General features: G+C 51.6%; 11 protein-coding genes. 5 read left to right on the top strand and 6 right to left on the bottom strand.

Going from position 1 to position 14,183, the window contains the following annotated elements; genetic code table 11:
* The first annotated feature begins 146 nt into the window (after positions 1-146).
* The gene (locus tag RSX24_RS18455) at positions 147-1,541 is read left to right on the top strand and encodes an N-acetylmuramoyl-L-alanine amidase family protein (RefSeq protein WP_343261426.1); all 1,395 of its coding nucleotides are present in this window, start codon (positions 147-149) and stop codon (positions 1,539-1,541) included.
* 31 nt (positions 1,542-1,572) lie between these two features.
* Positions 1,573-2,109, top strand: a complete 537-nt coding sequence (locus tag RSX24_RS18450; protein WP_343261425.1) for a GerMN domain-containing protein — start codon at positions 1,573-1,575, stop codon at positions 2,107-2,109.
* Between the two features lie 313 nt (positions 2,110-2,422).
* On the opposite strand, the gene RSX24_RS18445 is transcribed toward RSX24_RS18450, so the two are convergent.
* The 3 genes from RSX24_RS18445 to RSX24_RS18435 form a co-directional block, all read right to left on the bottom strand.
* Positions 2,423-3,331, bottom strand: a complete 909-nt coding sequence (locus tag RSX24_RS18445; RefSeq protein WP_343261424.1) for an ATP-grasp domain-containing protein — start codon at positions 3,329-3,331, stop codon at positions 2,423-2,425.
* Between the two features lie 171 nt (positions 3,332-3,502).
* Positions 3,503-3,982, bottom strand: a complete 480-nt coding sequence (locus RSX24_RS18440) for a DUF4362 domain-containing protein (RefSeq protein ID WP_236421017.1) — start codon at positions 3,980-3,982, stop codon at positions 3,503-3,505.
* A 57-nt stretch (positions 3,983-4,039) separates the two neighbouring features.
* Positions 4,040-4,513, bottom strand: a complete 474-nt coding sequence (locus RSX24_RS18435) for a DinB family protein (RefSeq protein ID WP_343261423.1) — start codon at positions 4,511-4,513, stop codon at positions 4,040-4,042.
* A 219-nt stretch (positions 4,514-4,732) separates the two neighbouring features.
* Here RSX24_RS18435 and RSX24_RS18430 point away from each other — a divergent pair, with 219 nt between their 5' ends.
* Positions 4,733-6,295 (top strand): stalk domain-containing protein, encoded by a 1,563-nt coding sequence (locus RSX24_RS18430; protein ID WP_343261422.1) that lies wholly within the window; start codon positions 4,733-4,735, stop codon positions 6,293-6,295.
* 165 nt (positions 6,296-6,460) lie between these two features.
* Here the strand turns inward: RSX24_RS18430 and RSX24_RS18425 are convergent, their stop codons facing one another.
* Positions 6,461-9,913: a glycoside hydrolase family 2 TIM barrel-domain containing protein gene (locus RSX24_RS18425; RefSeq protein WP_343261421.1), complete on the bottom strand. Its 3,453-nt coding sequence runs from the start codon at positions 9,911-9,913 to the stop codon at positions 6,461-6,463.
* A 307-nt stretch (positions 9,914-10,220) separates the two neighbouring features.
* On the opposite strand from RSX24_RS18425, the gene RSX24_RS18420 reads away from it, so the two are divergent.
* Complete coding sequence (locus RSX24_RS18420) at positions 10,221-10,700, top strand: GNAT family N-acetyltransferase (protein WP_236421021.1); 480 nt, start codon at positions 10,221-10,223, stop codon at positions 10,698-10,700.
* 289 nt (positions 10,701-10,989) lie between these two features.
* Positions 10,990-11,586 carry a hypothetical protein gene (locus RSX24_RS18415; RefSeq protein WP_236421022.1) on the top strand — a complete coding sequence of 199 codons (597 nt, stop codon included), beginning with the start codon at positions 10,990-10,992 and terminating at the stop codon, positions 11,584-11,586.
* Between the two features lie 591 nt (positions 11,587-12,177).
* On the opposite strand, the gene RSX24_RS18410 is transcribed toward RSX24_RS18415, so the two are convergent.
* Both RSX24_RS18410 and RSX24_RS18405 read right to left on the bottom strand, forming a co-directional pair.
* A complete protein-coding gene (locus RSX24_RS18410) occupies positions 12,178-12,936 on the bottom strand; it encodes an SDR family oxidoreductase (protein ID WP_339276222.1) in 759 nt (252 codons plus the stop codon).
* 171 nt (positions 12,937-13,107) lie between these two features.
* Positions 13,108-14,064: an IS30 family transposase gene (locus RSX24_RS18405; protein ID WP_343261420.1), complete on the bottom strand. Its 957-nt coding sequence runs from the start codon at positions 14,062-14,064 to the stop codon at positions 13,108-13,110.
* Positions 14,065-14,183: the final 119 nt, after the last annotated feature.

The raw sequence follows: 14,183 nt of genomic DNA, 5'->3' as shown, positions 1-14,183 counted from the left end.
TTTAGAACGATTCGATTTCTTATGAAAAAAACCTTTCCTGTGATTCCTTAGAATAGAGAAATTGCTGATAGCTTGTTTATTGTTCATGTTTCGATCCAAACAGCCGAATGTTCATATAGTAAGCTAATTTAAAACAGAGGTGTGAAATGAAGAAATCTATACTTATGTTATTGTGGTTTAGTATACTGATGCTTTTTCTACTTCCCATTCAAACCAAAGCAGCTGCAAATCAAACGAAAATTATTTTGGATGGCCAGGAACTAACCCTGCCCAATGACGTTGAAGTCGTGAATGTTCGAAACAACATCATGATTCCCATTCGCGTCGTTGCCGAAAATTTGAAATTCAATGTGAACTGGGACCAAAAAACACAGAATGTGAGTATTCAACAGGGTTCCAAAGCGATTTCGTTGACCGTAGGACAACAGGAGGCCATTGTCGAGAACAGCAACGTAACGCTTAACATCGCTCCCCAAATGATCAAGAACACGGTTGTTGTTCCTCTACGTTTTGTTAGTGAAGAAATGGGGCTTCGGGTCGGTTGGAATAACAAAGAAAAGATCGTCACTCTAACCAACACTGCCTCCGTCCCGTCCTCTCCTTCGAATGGTAATGGGAATGAAGGGACAACGAACCTTGTTCATGAAATAAACTATGCGAACAATCAACTTGTCGTTTCTATGGATCAGGAAGTGACGCCGGTCATCACCACGTTAAAAAATCCCGAGCGGATTGTTGTGGATTTTCCTTCTACGGATTTTGGTAATATGGGGCAAGTGCTGCCAGTAGGTTCGATGGGCAAATTGGATACGAGCGACAGTCCGAATGTGACCGAGGTCCGTTACTCCCTATTTAAAAATGATCCGGCTCAAGTCCGAATCGTCATTGAATTAAATAATGTCAGTGCGGTTAATTATTCTCAACAATACGTTGCAGGCAAATTCATCCTTGATTTGAGCATGGTCAACGGCCCAACGACTGCACCCCCTGTCACGGATGGCAAGAAAGTCGTCGTTATTGATCCAGGACACGGGGGAAGCGACCCGGGCACCATAAGCTTTACGAACAAACCCGAGAAGAATTTCACTCTTGCTTTAGGTCTAAAGGTACAAGCCCTGTTGAAGCAAGAACCAAACATTGAATTGATTATGACGCGAGAAACGGATGTATATCCTACGCGTTCGGAGCGAGTTAAACTGGCTAACGATCTTAATGCGGATGTTTTTGTATCCATTCACGGAAATAGCGTAAAGGGGTCTCCTCAGGTAAGCGGTACCGAGACGTTTTATTACCAGCGTGCAAGCAGTAAAGAGTTAGCAAACATTATTCACAAACATTTGATCGAGGCTTTAGGGTTCAAAGATCGCAGCGTCAAAAATGGCAATCTTCAAGTCATTCGAGAAACCACCATGCCCGCAGTTCTTCTGGAGATCGGATTTTTAAGCAACAAAGATGAAGAAGAAGCGATGATGTCGGAGAGCACGCAAGACAAGGCCGCCCAAGCCATTGTTGACGGAATTAAAGAGTATCTGAACTTATAAGCCAGCGAAAAACTCAAGAGGATGTGCTTCTATGAAAAAAGGAATTCAGCTCGCACTCGTAGTCTGTGCAATCAGCTTGGTGGCAGCAGGATGCGGCACCAAACCTACCTCTTCCGGGCCGGTGCAGGCCTCGAATCCTGCAAGCACTTCACCGGCGGAACAGCAACAGGAGAATAAGCAAACTCAAGAAATCAAGGTATATTACGTGGATGATCAACTAACTCAACTGGAGCAAGGTACGAAGGAAATTACGTTTGAAGACGACTCCGATAAGTACAGCCAAACGTTTGCCGCTCTCCAAAGCAGCGATCCAACCGAACTCATCTCCCTGTGGAACAAGATTGATTTACTGTCATCCACGTTCGATCAAGGGGTGCTGACTTTAGATGTCCATATCCCGGAAGACGCGGCATTGGGGGCTAGCGGTGAGCTCTTAGCCTTGGATTCCCTCAAGGAGACGTTTTTTCAGTTCGAGGAAGTGACGAGTATCGATCTGCTGGTAGACGGAAATGCAGCGGAAAGTTTAATGGGGCATGCCGAACTGGACCATCCCATGAACCGAAATTGACTCAACCAGCCTCACTTGCGTTGTCATCGGGGTTTTATTCCATGACTGATCCGGCCAGTAAAATTACTGGTCGGATCTTTTTTTTACTTATACTGGCGTGGAGGATAACGCTGAAATGACGAAGAACAGCATCTCCCGAGTTAAACGAAAAAAAGACCTTATAAGGCTCTTCGTCCTTTAAGGTCTGCCCGTCCAGGTGCTCTTATCCGAGGATTGCCAATTGTATCTTGGATTCAGCGAATCTTGGATGTGCAACATCCGTCAATGGTTCATCTTCGTTCAGCATCTCTTTTTTTACCCCAAAGCGATCGACCTACTTCTCCATTCCTTTGCGCAAGCTTGCATAAAACGTCTGCGGCTCCGTCCCGTCCGGCAGCCCGGCAACTTGCCCGTCGCCCAGCTCCATGATGATCCAGCCACCGTTCTTCCGCTTCGCGAAGTCCATCGTGAAAAAGCGGCTTTCCACCGACCGGGCCACGTCCAGAAACGAATCCAGCACCTCCGCAAATTCGCCGTCCTCGCCGGCTTCCCAGTAGTTCGAGACGAAGACAGGCTCGCCTTTCAGGAAAAAGACCCGCATTTCCCGCGACAACGGCATGCCGCTGCGAGCATGGTAGGACAGGAACTCCAATTCCGCAAACTCCCGGAAAACAAGGCCTTCGTTCAGGTCGTCGCCCTGCCGCGTCACGAAGGTCCGCACCACTTCGGCCACCCGTTCCGCATCGGATGCATCCGGGATGTAACACGCTTCGTTCCACTCATGTTTACGGGATTTGACGTAATCCTTTACGATGATCGGACGCTGACCGAATGCGCTGACCGCATGTTGAACGGCATCTTCCGATTCTTCTACCTCTCCGATCGGCAGCCATGTCGACTTCGGCGTATATTCCTGGATTTTTGCGTACGATTCCGGCAGGTAATGACAGTGCTTATATTCCTCCGGCCGGTTGATTAACTTCAAGTTTTTAGCCAACAGCGCCTCGTATAACATGGCATAATCTTTCGGTGTCAGCATCCACCCGCGATATAACACGTCTTCCCGATCGCTTGCAGACGGCAGCCGTTTCACAGCACGAGCTGGACTCTGTTCCGCTATGAGCTGCTCCAGATTTACCAGCCCTACCTCAAAGCCAGCCTTTGCAGCGGCAGCATATTCCTCTTCATACATTTCGTCCACCTTTCGTTCATCCAGCGGTGAACTGCCAAATAGGATCAACATGTCTCTCCCCCTCCCAACTGCCATTTCTCTATAACTTGCACATGCATTTCATCGGTCTCATAGATCCTACGCTTTACTCGTCCGTAAGAAACGATTGTTTTCTATACCAAAGCACTTGGCATGAAGCTAGTCGAATTCTGATAGGGACAGGGAGAACTCAACCGCAACATGCTATAACTTTGGCAGCATAAACGCGTAGTCTTCATTTTCGCAACCAGTAAGAATGTAAAATTCTCCGCCCTGCTCCGCCTTCATGGTGCCGATGCCCTGGCAAGCATTGTTCACGATCCGGCCTTTTCCGGCGTAGGCGTCCCTCGTATTGTCATAGCTGTACTGTATAGCTGTACCATCATAATTGAGTTCATAGATGATCGGATCGCCTTCGATCGTATAGATCGTTACGCGAACCTGGTCCTGTTGTTTGGCATGGACTTGGTCCATGAATTGTTCCCACCGTTCCTGGTTCGTCACCTGGCCGTGCAAATTAACGACATCGCCGTTCTGCTTCGCGTGCTCAGGGGTATACGGATCCGTGATTGCCGGCAAAGCCGTTTTAGGGGGTTCGGGAGCATCAGGCACGTTGGCCACGCAGGCCGTTAGCAGCATGATCGCCAAGAGCAGAAGCATCAGAACGGTCTTCTTCTTTTCCATAACATCACCTCATGGACAATAACGTTTGGGGTTCCTAAAATGTTCCAGAAGTTCGTTTCATTGGACCGACCCAATCACCCTCCGCATGGATTGGATCACGCCCAGATGGTACCACTCATGATATAACGTGCGCGGTATGACTTCCCCGATCGTGCTCATGCCCAGTTCGCTCACCCGGAGCAGTGTTTCCTCCAGACGGCCCTTGAATTTCTCTTCCAGTACCCGGGGCTGAGCGATCAATTGCTCCATAAGTTCTGCCCAGGCTGGCGGTTCATCCGCCCATGTTTCCGGGCTTGTCCCATATCCAAAAAAATGCTGGTAACTCGCCGGAACTTCCGCCTGATCGTGTATCAAGTAGTGAAACCACGTATCCTGATCCAGCACGATATGTCCCACGTTCCACAGGATCGAATTGTTAAAACCTCCAGGCACGACATGAACCTGCGCAGGATCAATCTCCCGACATACGTGGACCGTAAACTCCCTCACATCCCGAAGTTGATTCCATAGTACCTCTTCCTGGTATTTCATAGCTCTATCCTCCATTCTCCCGATTCACTCTTCAAATATTTGGAATAATCCTATTTTATACGTATTGCAGCACAAAAAAAAGCAAGGCCTGATCCATGCCTCTTATCCGAAAACTCGCCAAGAGCGCTTCTTCACTCCCGTAACTTTCTTCATCCTGCATACGTTTAGAAGGAAGAATGCAAATCCCCTAAATCATCCCCTATGAAAGAAGGCGACAATATGCCCTGGAGGAATCCATCCAGTCATTCGGATCAACATCAAGTTTCATTCCCCGTCACCAGTGACGCGGGCTCGAACCAGCGAAAGGAAATGAGCCTGGCTTCCAAGCTGCGCGCCCTGACAGCTGCAACGCTTGCAGCGGCACTGTTATCCGTCGGCCTGCCTGCCGGGGCCGCTTCCGCTACACCTGCGCCAATCCCGCCTGCCGTGCCGGCTCCCACATCCTCGGCTCCAAGCTCGGCGAATGAAGCAGCCGCGGCATCAACGGCCAGAGACAACCTGCATTACACCGCCGTCGAAGGGGCTCACTACCATTCCGTTGGCCTGCGCAGCGACGGCACCGTCTGGGCATGGGGACGCAACCTGTGGGGAGAACTCGGCGCGACGGGCAAGGTACGATACCGTCATACCTTCAGTCCGATCCGCGTTCCCCAACTGGAGGGGATCATAGCGATCTCAACGACGGGAGGGGGAAACCATACTGCGCTGCGCAAAGACGGCACGGTCTGGGAGTGGGGGCGGACTCCACTGCCAGTACAAGTTACCCAGATTTCTGACGCAAAACAGATTTCAACCAGTGGTTTTTTTAGCTTGGCGCTGCGCAAGGACGGTACCGTGTACTCCTGGTCCACTCCGTCCCAGGGGACCGAGGCTGCAAAAGCTCATGTCGTAAAGGGGTTAACCGATGTCGTTTCAATCGATGCAAGCGGCACACGAGCCTTTGCCGTCCGCAAAGACGGCACGGTCTGGACCTGGGAAGAATCAGACACCCCGGAGACATCTCCCTCTACCCCAGTGAAGGTGAAGGGATTAAGCAGCATCTCCGCGGTTTCAGGCTCTTACGCCTTGGATAAGAAGGGAAAAGCGTGGCATGTCGACGAACGGGGAAAAGTCACTGCATACCATCCGGAATTAAAATTATCCCGGCTGGAAGTAAGCTCCCAATTCACTTTAATGCTGACGACCAAAGGCGAGGTATACAGCTATGGACAAACTCCCACTGGCAAACAGGGGAAAGTAAATGGCCTCTCCAGCATTGCCGACATTTCGGCAGGCACGTATCATGCTCTGGCCCTGGATGCGAACGGGAACGTCTGGGGATGGGGAGGCGATAAATATCAGGAAGCCGGTGGGCCCGCAACGTCACCGGGCGGTATGGCCTATAAGCCGATCCAAGCTCCCCTTGGCACTGACGTTTACATCAACGGCCAACTGCTGGAAGCGCCCTATGCGACGGTTGCGACTGCAACAACGGTCCAACTGCCAGCCAAGGCGGTTGCTACGGCCCTGGGTGCTACCTTCACTGTCCATCGCAACAACGATGGCTCCATCGATTATTATTCGCTTGCCCTTGGCGACGCCAAAGCCACGATTCGACCGGGAGATACAGAGCTCCACGTGACGATTGACGGGAAAATCAAGGACAAAATCGTTCCTTTGCCTGAGCCCGTCGGCAGTTACTCCGGAGCAACCACATTGCCGTATGAAGCGCTGGAAGCGCTTGGTTTAACCGTTCATTGGGATGCACAGCGATATATACTGACCATTGACGATACCCACTGACGGTGCCGATCCACGCGAAAATCCCCTGTGAGGACGCTAGGCCGACATGGCTTTACGCGCCCCCCACAGGGGATTTGGTTTTAGTTATGCTTCACGAACCGTCCATGAGCATCCCGACCTGGTTTCGGGCCGTAAAAGGAAAGGATGGTTCGGTTTTCATTCCACTTATTTCTCGAATCGGAACCAGCCGAAATCGAAGCTGCTGCCCGGCAGGAAGATGAACGTCACCTTCTGCACGCCCGTCACCTTCTCCAGCTCGAACACGCGCTCCTCATAGCCTGCGGATTGCGTGAACTCGACCAATTGGTTCATCTGGCCGTCCGCTCCGGAGAAACGGATGTGAATCGTGTTTTTATCGATCGGCGAATGGCCGTGGATGACCAGCTTCGACGTGCCTTCCGCGCCAAAGTCCATCGCGTCGAACTCCAGCGAAACGTTGTTCCCGATGCCTTCGACGAAATCGCCCTGGATCGTGAACGTATCCCCATATAGATGGTCGCAGGAAGCGGCCGTGTTTTGCTCGTACGCCCGGCTTTGCCGTTCGAACGAGAATCCTTTGATATGGATTTTCTGCTTCAGCACAAAACAGATCGACGTGATGCCCTGCAGACGTTTGTTCAGCTTATACGTCTCCTCTTGATACACGTTCCACTTCGTTTCTTTCTGGTACACGACGTCGGCCAGCAGCTCGCTGCCTTCTTCGCCCGGCATGCCTTCCCAGATTTGCAGGAAATACTCCTCGCTCGACAGCGCAAAGATCGGAATCGTGATCGTATCCGAACCATAAGCGCCGAAATCGATGTTGCGGAAGCATACGTGCGTCTCGCCGTCACGGCTCGTCGCCACGCCGCGTTCGTTGCCGTTGCCGACTTCGCCCTTCGTATCGTCGTATAGACCGCCCGAGATAAAGCCGTACGGATCTTTGTATGCCGTTCCTAGTCCCGCTGCTTTAAATTCCAGCTGGGAGATCAGCTTCGTTTTGTCTGTGCCGTTGCTGCTCGTTGCCCGCAGTCTGAACTCGCCGTCACCGAGGGCAAACACCTTCACTTCCAGTCCGTTCGCTTCGACTCGCGCAATGTTGGATTCAATGCCTGCATCGTTGACGACCGCCCACTCGATATCGCGGTAGGACGTGTTCTCCGGATACAGCTTCGCTTGGACCACCATCTCCTGCGTCGAAGGATCGAATTGTTGTCCGGCCTGGCTGATGATCTCGATTTTGCGCAAAGGAATTTCCCGGGCTGCGCCCGTAACGACAGGATACTCCTCGTTGCTCGTCAAAGTCGAAGCAGCCGCCGAGCGTTGTACATCACCATCTGCTGCTTCCGGCCCCGCAACCGCGGTGAATTCGGCCACGGCGCTCTCCAGTCCTTCGGATGTTACCTCGATGCGGATCGGGCCTTCCTCGTTCGTCGCGCCGATGATCGCCATCAGCTTGCCGCTGAACAATCTGCGGCTGAGGCCTTTGTACTGGTCGTAATCCGTGCTGTCGCCGTTGTCCAGACCGAGCAGGCGGCCAGCGCCGGTCACGTTCACGTTCACGCGGTTGTTCGCGTTCTGCACCGGATGGCCTGCGGCATCGTCCGCCCCGATCTCGACGAAGATCAGGTCCTTGCCGTCTGCGGTCAACTCGGTTTTATCCGCTTGCAGCCGAATACTGGCGGCATCCTTGAATGAGCGCTGTACGTCCGTCGCAATGACGTTGCCTTGCTCGTCATAAGCGATCGCTTTCAGTTCGCCTTCCTCGTAAGGCACTTTCCACCAGCCGACCAGTTGTTTGCCGTGCGCATGGTCGATATCGAACATGCCGATGGAGCGGCCGTTCAATTGCAGCTCGACCTTCGGCGCATTGCTTGCTACGCGTACGTCGATGATTTGCCCGGGGTTGAAGTCCCAATACGGGAGCAGATGAACCATCGGGCTTTTTTTGTAATCCGTCCAGGCGGACTGATAAATATAGTAGGAATCTTTCGGGAACGTTGCCGTGTCGAGCTGGCCGAAATACGAGTTTTTCGTATGGTACGGCGTCGGCTCCCCGATATAATCGAATCCGGTCCACAGGAACTGTCCAAGGGAATACGGCGTATCGCGTTCGGCCAAAATGCAGAACTCCGGCGATTTCGCCCCCCAGCTCGTCGTGCTGTTGCCAAGCGCGGAGCACTGCTCGTCATCGTCGGCAAGGATCGATTGCTCGAACGGGAAATGATAGACCCCGCGGCTCTGCACGACCGAGGCCGTTTCGCTGCCGTAAATGATCCAGTCCGGATGCTCGGCATGATGCTGGTCATAATATTTCTCGGCATAGTTGTAGCCGGCCAGCTTCACGATATCGGCGCATTTCTGCGCGTTTTCCCATGGCATGTAGTTGGAACCGATCGTTACGCCCGCGTTCTGCTTCGGATCGAATTCCAGCACGTAGTCCATCAGCATGCGGGTGACTTCCTGCCCGCGCTCGTCGGCATGGGTATCGTAGATTTCGTTACCGATGCTCCACATCACCAAGCTTGGATGGTTACGGTCGCGCGTCACCCAGCTTTTCACGTCGGCATGCGCCCATTCCGGGAAAAATCTCGCATAGTCGTACGGCGTCTTCGCCCGTTCCCACATATCGAATGCCTCGGACACCACGAGCATGCCCGTCTCGTCCGCCAGATCCATGAACTCCTTGGCAGGCATGTTATGGGAGGTACGGATCGCGTTGACGCCCATCTCCTGCAGCAGCTTGAATCTGCGGCGCAATGCCGTCAGGTTGAATGCCGCGCCCAGCGCGCCGAGATCGTGGTGCTCGCACACGCCGTTCATTTTCATTTTGACGCCGTTCAGGCGGAAACCGTCGTTCGGGTCCATCGAAATTTCGCGGAAGCCGATGTTTTGCGTGATCGATTCGATCAAATGGCCATCATTGCCGTTATCCGTCAAACGCAGCTCCGTCACGAGTTGATACAAGTTCGGCTGCTCCGTGCTCCACAGCTCGGGCTGCTCTACGGTCAGCTGCTGCTCATTTTTCCGTGCTCCCGCCTCCCCGGCTTGAACGGAGATGGCTGCGCTGCTTGTCGCCACGACCTGTCCGTCCCGCACAATCCTATGCGTCAGCTCCGCATCCTGATGCAGGTTCACGTCCGTGTCGACTTCGACGCGCCAGTCCTCTTCCTGTTTGCGGATCGAGACATAAATGCCGTGGCTCTCGACATGGTTGCGGTCACGCGTTTTCAACCAGACGTTGCGGTAAATGCCTGCACCGGAGTACCAGCGGCTGTTCGGGCTCTGATGAACGACTTTGACGACAATTTCGTTGTCGCCCTCTACAAGCGCCTCTGTGATTTCATGCTCAAACGCGGAATAACCGTATTTCCATTCGCCCACAAGCTGTCCGTTCACATATACGGAAGAATCCATATACACCCCGTCAAAGCAAAGCAGCAATTGCTTCCCTTCATCTTTGTGTTGGAACGTTTTGCGGTACCAGCCGATGCTGTCCTCATACAGATTCTGCGAATCGTAAATCAGCCAGTCGTGCGGAAGCTCTACCTGCTCGAACACCAGTCCTGCCGGCTCCGTGACTGCCAAGCTGCTTTTGGCGAATTGCCATCCATCATTAAAAAGGGTTCTTTGGTTCATCGTGAATTCTCACTTCCCTGAAGTTGTTATGGTTACGTTTACATAAATATACTTTTACTGCACCGAGAATGAACCATTCCATGTTCGGAAATCTTGCTGCTCGTACCGATTATACCACTAGAACGAACTTTGTAGGGGCAATAAACAAAGTTTTTTTGACAATAGTGCATTGAATCACGAAAAGCTGTAAATCTCCCCTCCGCGATTGACTGAGGGGATGGCCGGCAGTAGAATAAAATCCTTAAACATGAAGCCGCACAGACACATGCACTTGGCCATGATTACAACAGATGCGAGGGATGAAACGATGCACATACGCGAGATTGAAGAACAAGATAACCGGGCCATGGAGCAGATCATCAAACGTTCGCTGGAATCCTTCGGATTGAACATCCCCGGAACCGCCTATTTTGACCCACAGCTTGGCAGCCTGGCACAATATTACGAACGAATCCCGCTGGCCAAATATTGGGTGCTCGTTACGGATCAGGGCGAGGTCACAGGCGGCGTCGGCATCGGCCCGTTCGGCCAAAATCCGGAAATTTGCGAACTGCAGAAGCTGTACCTCTCTCCTCAAGCCCAAGGCAAAGGGCTGTCCAAACAACTGATGAACGCTGCATTGGACTTTGCCGCAGCGCATTACCGTTACTGCTATCTGGAAACCTTCGACAAACTGGAGGCGGCGAACGCCCTGTACGTGAAGTACGGTTTCCGACCTTTGGAGCAAGGCTTGGAGGAGTCCGAGCATAATGCATGCGATGCCTGGTATATAAAAGAACTCACGTAAATGGAAAATCAGTGCTTTTTTCATATAAAGCGAAGATTTTGGGACTAATTTCATCATTCTGATCGGGAACGGATGTTCATAAATCAATATATTTGCCCAACCTTATACCTAATAATTCCGGTTTCCGCCCTCCTTCTCATCATTGCAAGGCATTCGGATTCGTATTTATACCGTAAACAAGGAAAATTTATGAAGGCGATTGGCAATCAATTCCTGTCATATTTTGTGATCTCATGTTAGTTTATGTAATAGAAAATAATCACATATATAGATAAGGGGAATTACAATCGTGAAAAAATCTTGGTTGCTTTCTTTGATGATGAGCTTTGCTTTGCTGGGCGGCGCAGTGCTTCCAACCGGAGCTTCCGTTTCTGCAGCAAGCGACACCACTCCTGTTTACTACGATGAGAACAGCGCAGTGACTGAGGATACCGCAGGGGAAGATACTTCTGCAGATGAACCTGAATTTACGGCGGACGAAGCCGACCTGCTCGACTATATCGATCAATTGGAAGCGGCTGCCGTATACGAGGAAAGAGCGTTCAATTCCTTCAAAGGCGGAATGACCATTACTTCGGCCAACCGCAAATCCATTTTCCTCAAGTTGAACAATACGGCCATTCCTAACTATACAAAGTATGTGTCCAAGCTGAAATTGATCAAACCGAAGAACGCCGAGCTGCAAAAAATCCATGCCAAACTGGTCAAAGGCAGCTACACGCAGCTTGAAGCATATCAGTTGTTCAAACAGTCCGTTTCCAAAACGAAAGTGAACAGCACCCAATTGAAACAAGGCAACGACAAATTGGCCGCAGGTGCCAAACTGATCGAGCAATCCAACCAGGAATTCATCAAATATGCCAACAAATTGGGATTCGATCTGTAATCCATACAGGACTGAATGGAAAAACCCGTCTGCATGCAGGCGGGTTTTTCGTTGGCGTCGTTTCAACATGGAGCGAAATGAATGGCGCCATACAAAACAGCAAGAATGGTGCTGGGAGGAAACTGAAGCCCGTTATTTGTCACAGGTGTGCGTTACGCAAGCTTGAATTCTCTCAGGGTGAAACTGTAACGAACCTCAGACACGGTATCGGAGACCATTTTGCATGTTTGAAAATGTAATGAACCTGAGGCACGTTATTGGTTCAAAAACGTGCTTCTGCCGGCGATCTTCACCCGAATAAGACTGCTCATGTTCGTTAGCCGGGGATTAGCCTCATACATGCCCGAATAAAGTGCGCTATGTTCGTTAGATCATCAGCAGCTTGCTTTAACACGCTGCAGCCAGCTTCATCGCACAAAAAAGAAGCGCTCCCGCCAATTGCAAACCCGTCGGCGGAAGTCGCTTCGTTCTAACATACAGGTTATTCAATCATCCGTTATGCAGCCTGTTCAGTCACCAGCACCATGAGCTAATCCATCACCGGCACAGCCTGTGCGCATTTACGCGAAACAGCCCTTGCCCAACCAAAACTTAATACGAAGTCCATCCTGCGTCCGCAGTGACCACGGTGCCGTTCACGAAGCTGGATTCGTCCGATCCGAGGAACAAAGCCACCTGCGCGATTTCTTCGCTCTTGCCCAAGCGCGGGTTGATGGCCATGCCGAGCTGCTGGCGGCCTCCGCCGAACGGGCTGAAGCTTTTCATCGAAGCGCTGATATTCGTTTCTACGCCGCCCGGTGCAATCGCATTGCAGCGAATGCCTTGGGGAGCGTACATGTATCCCGTATTTTTCGTAAAACCGACCACCGCGTGTTTGGAAGCCGTATAAGCCGCGCCTGCACGACCGCCAAACAGCCCGCCTGCGGATGCGACGTTAACGATCACTCCTTTTTGTTTCTCCAGGAAAATCGGCAGCACTTTGCGCGTTGCGCGCATTACGCTGGTTGTGTTGATCGCGAAGACGCGATCCCACTGCTCGTCGGTGATTTCCCCGGCTGGCTCCATGCCGTCCATGATGCCCGCATTGTTAACCAGAATGTCCACCGTACCGTACGTGCTCACCGCGGTATCGATCAGCCTCTGGATGTCGTCTTCCTGCGCTACGTTGGCTACAACCACGATCGCTTCGCCGCCGCTGGCCTTGATATCGTCAACCACCGCTTGAGCAGTGCCTTCATTGATATCCGACACGACCACTTTGGCGCCTTCCTGCGCATACAATGTCGCAATCGCTTTGCCCATGCCCGATCCTGCGCCAGTAACTACCGCTACTTTATGTTCAAGTCTCATATGGATCTTCCTCCCTGTATTCGTTTACATAAAGTTAACAAACAAATGTTCATTAACTCTTGTCTTTAGTATAATAAGTCATGGCTAAGCCATTCAATCAGTAAACGAGGGCCGGAATGTACGTTATCGAACATATGGTGCCCATATTGTACTTTTTCGTCAGACGGATTGTCAAGCCAAGTGCGACAGTTCCTCTGAAAAGGATTCGTGAGCGGTTCTCCAGTCCAGACATTTACGTGGTCTGTGATTAATCGAGTGCAGAGCGTTTTCTAGAGCTTCATCCGTGATTTGGGCGAAATCCGTCCCCTTGGGGAAAAACTCTCGCAAGAGGCCATTGGCATTTTCATTCGAGCCGCGTTGCCAAGAGGAATACGGATCTGCGAAATACACCTGCACCCCATGAATGGCTTCCAGGCTGGTGTAACAGGCAAACTCCTTGCCTCGGTCTGCAGTAGCGGTTTGAAATACAGGGGCAGGATACTGTGAGGCCGCTACACCAAAGGCAATCTCCATGGACAACGCGGTACGGTCAGGCATACGAATCCCAGTGTACAGGCGAGTCTTGCGTTCGATGAACGTAGCTACGCAGCCCTTGCTTTTCCCACGGCCCGAGACCACCGTATCAAGCTCCCAATGGCCGAAGGTTTCCCGGTTACGCACCTCTTTCGGACGCTGAGAGATCGACTTGCCCACAGCAAACTTGCCGCGTGTCTCTGCTGGCTTCTGCCGCTTACCTTTGTGCCTGAGGACGGCAAGTGCACCTTTCACCAGACGGCCTGTATACAGCCAACGATAGATCGTTTTAAAACATACCATTGCTTGACCCTCCTGACGCAATCGCCCTACGATCTGCTCTGGAGACCAGGTCGCCTGAAGCTTTTCTTCGATGCGACTCGCCAGTTTTAGATTCCACTTACCTCCGGGAACTGACGCCTTACGGCGCTGGACATAGCTCTCTTGAGCGTTTTCCGCGCAGTACGAGTGTTCTGCTGTATTTCGGCGGAGTTCCCGACCAATGGTGGCATGATGTCTGCCAAGTTCCTTGGCAATCGCTCTGGTACTTTTCCCCTGCTGGTGGAGGATTTCTAGCTTGCTACGCTCAATTATGCTAAGATGTGTGTAGCTCATGGTGGATTCTCCTTGTGTGAATGTGGTGTAGGAACCTTCATTCTACACGAATCCGGCCTTGGGCCCTTTTTTATTTATTTCCAGTAGGTGTCGCACTTCATATTACAATCCGTCGTCAA

The sequence above is a fragment of the Paenibacillus hubeiensis genome (assembly GCF_032334105.1).
GTDB lineage: Bacteria > Bacillota > Bacilli > Paenibacillales > Paenibacillaceae > Paenibacillus > Paenibacillus hubeiensis.
Note: the sequence above shows the minus strand (reverse complement) of the source record. Positions and strands in the feature narration are given on the sequence as shown.

Coding starts and splice junctions, on each gene's coding strand:
- RSX24_RS18455 (WP_343261426.1), top strand. CDS start 147: ATGAAGAAATCTATACTTATGTTATTGTGGTTTAGTATACTGATGCTT.
- RSX24_RS18450 (WP_343261425.1), top strand. CDS start 1,573: ATGAAAAAAGGAATTCAGCTCGCACTCGTAGTCTGTGCAATCAGCTTG.
- RSX24_RS18445 (WP_343261424.1), bottom strand. CDS start 3,331: ATGTTGATCCTATTTGGCAGTTCACCGCTGGATGAACGAAAGGTGGAC.
- RSX24_RS18440 (WP_236421017.1), bottom strand. CDS start 3,982: ATGGAAAAGAAGAAGACCGTTCTGATGCTTCTGCTCTTGGCGATCATG.
- RSX24_RS18435 (WP_343261423.1), bottom strand. CDS start 4,513: ATGAAATACCAGGAAGAGGTACTATGGAATCAACTTCGGGATGTGAGG.
- RSX24_RS18430 (WP_343261422.1), top strand. CDS start 4,733: ATGCCCTGGAGGAATCCATCCAGTCATTCGGATCAACATCAAGTTTCA.
- RSX24_RS18425 (WP_343261421.1), bottom strand. CDS start 9,913: ATGAACCAAAGAACCCTTTTTAATGATGGATGGCAATTCGCCAAAAGC.
- RSX24_RS18420 (WP_236421021.1), top strand. CDS start 10,221: ATGCACATACGCGAGATTGAAGAACAAGATAACCGGGCCATGGAGCAG.
- RSX24_RS18410 (WP_339276222.1), bottom strand. CDS start 12,936: ATGAGACTTGAACATAAAGTAGCGGTAGTTACTGGCGCAGGATCGGGC.
- RSX24_RS18405 (WP_343261420.1), bottom strand. CDS start 14,064: ATGAGCTACACACATCTTAGCATAATTGAGCGTAGCAAGCTAGAAATC.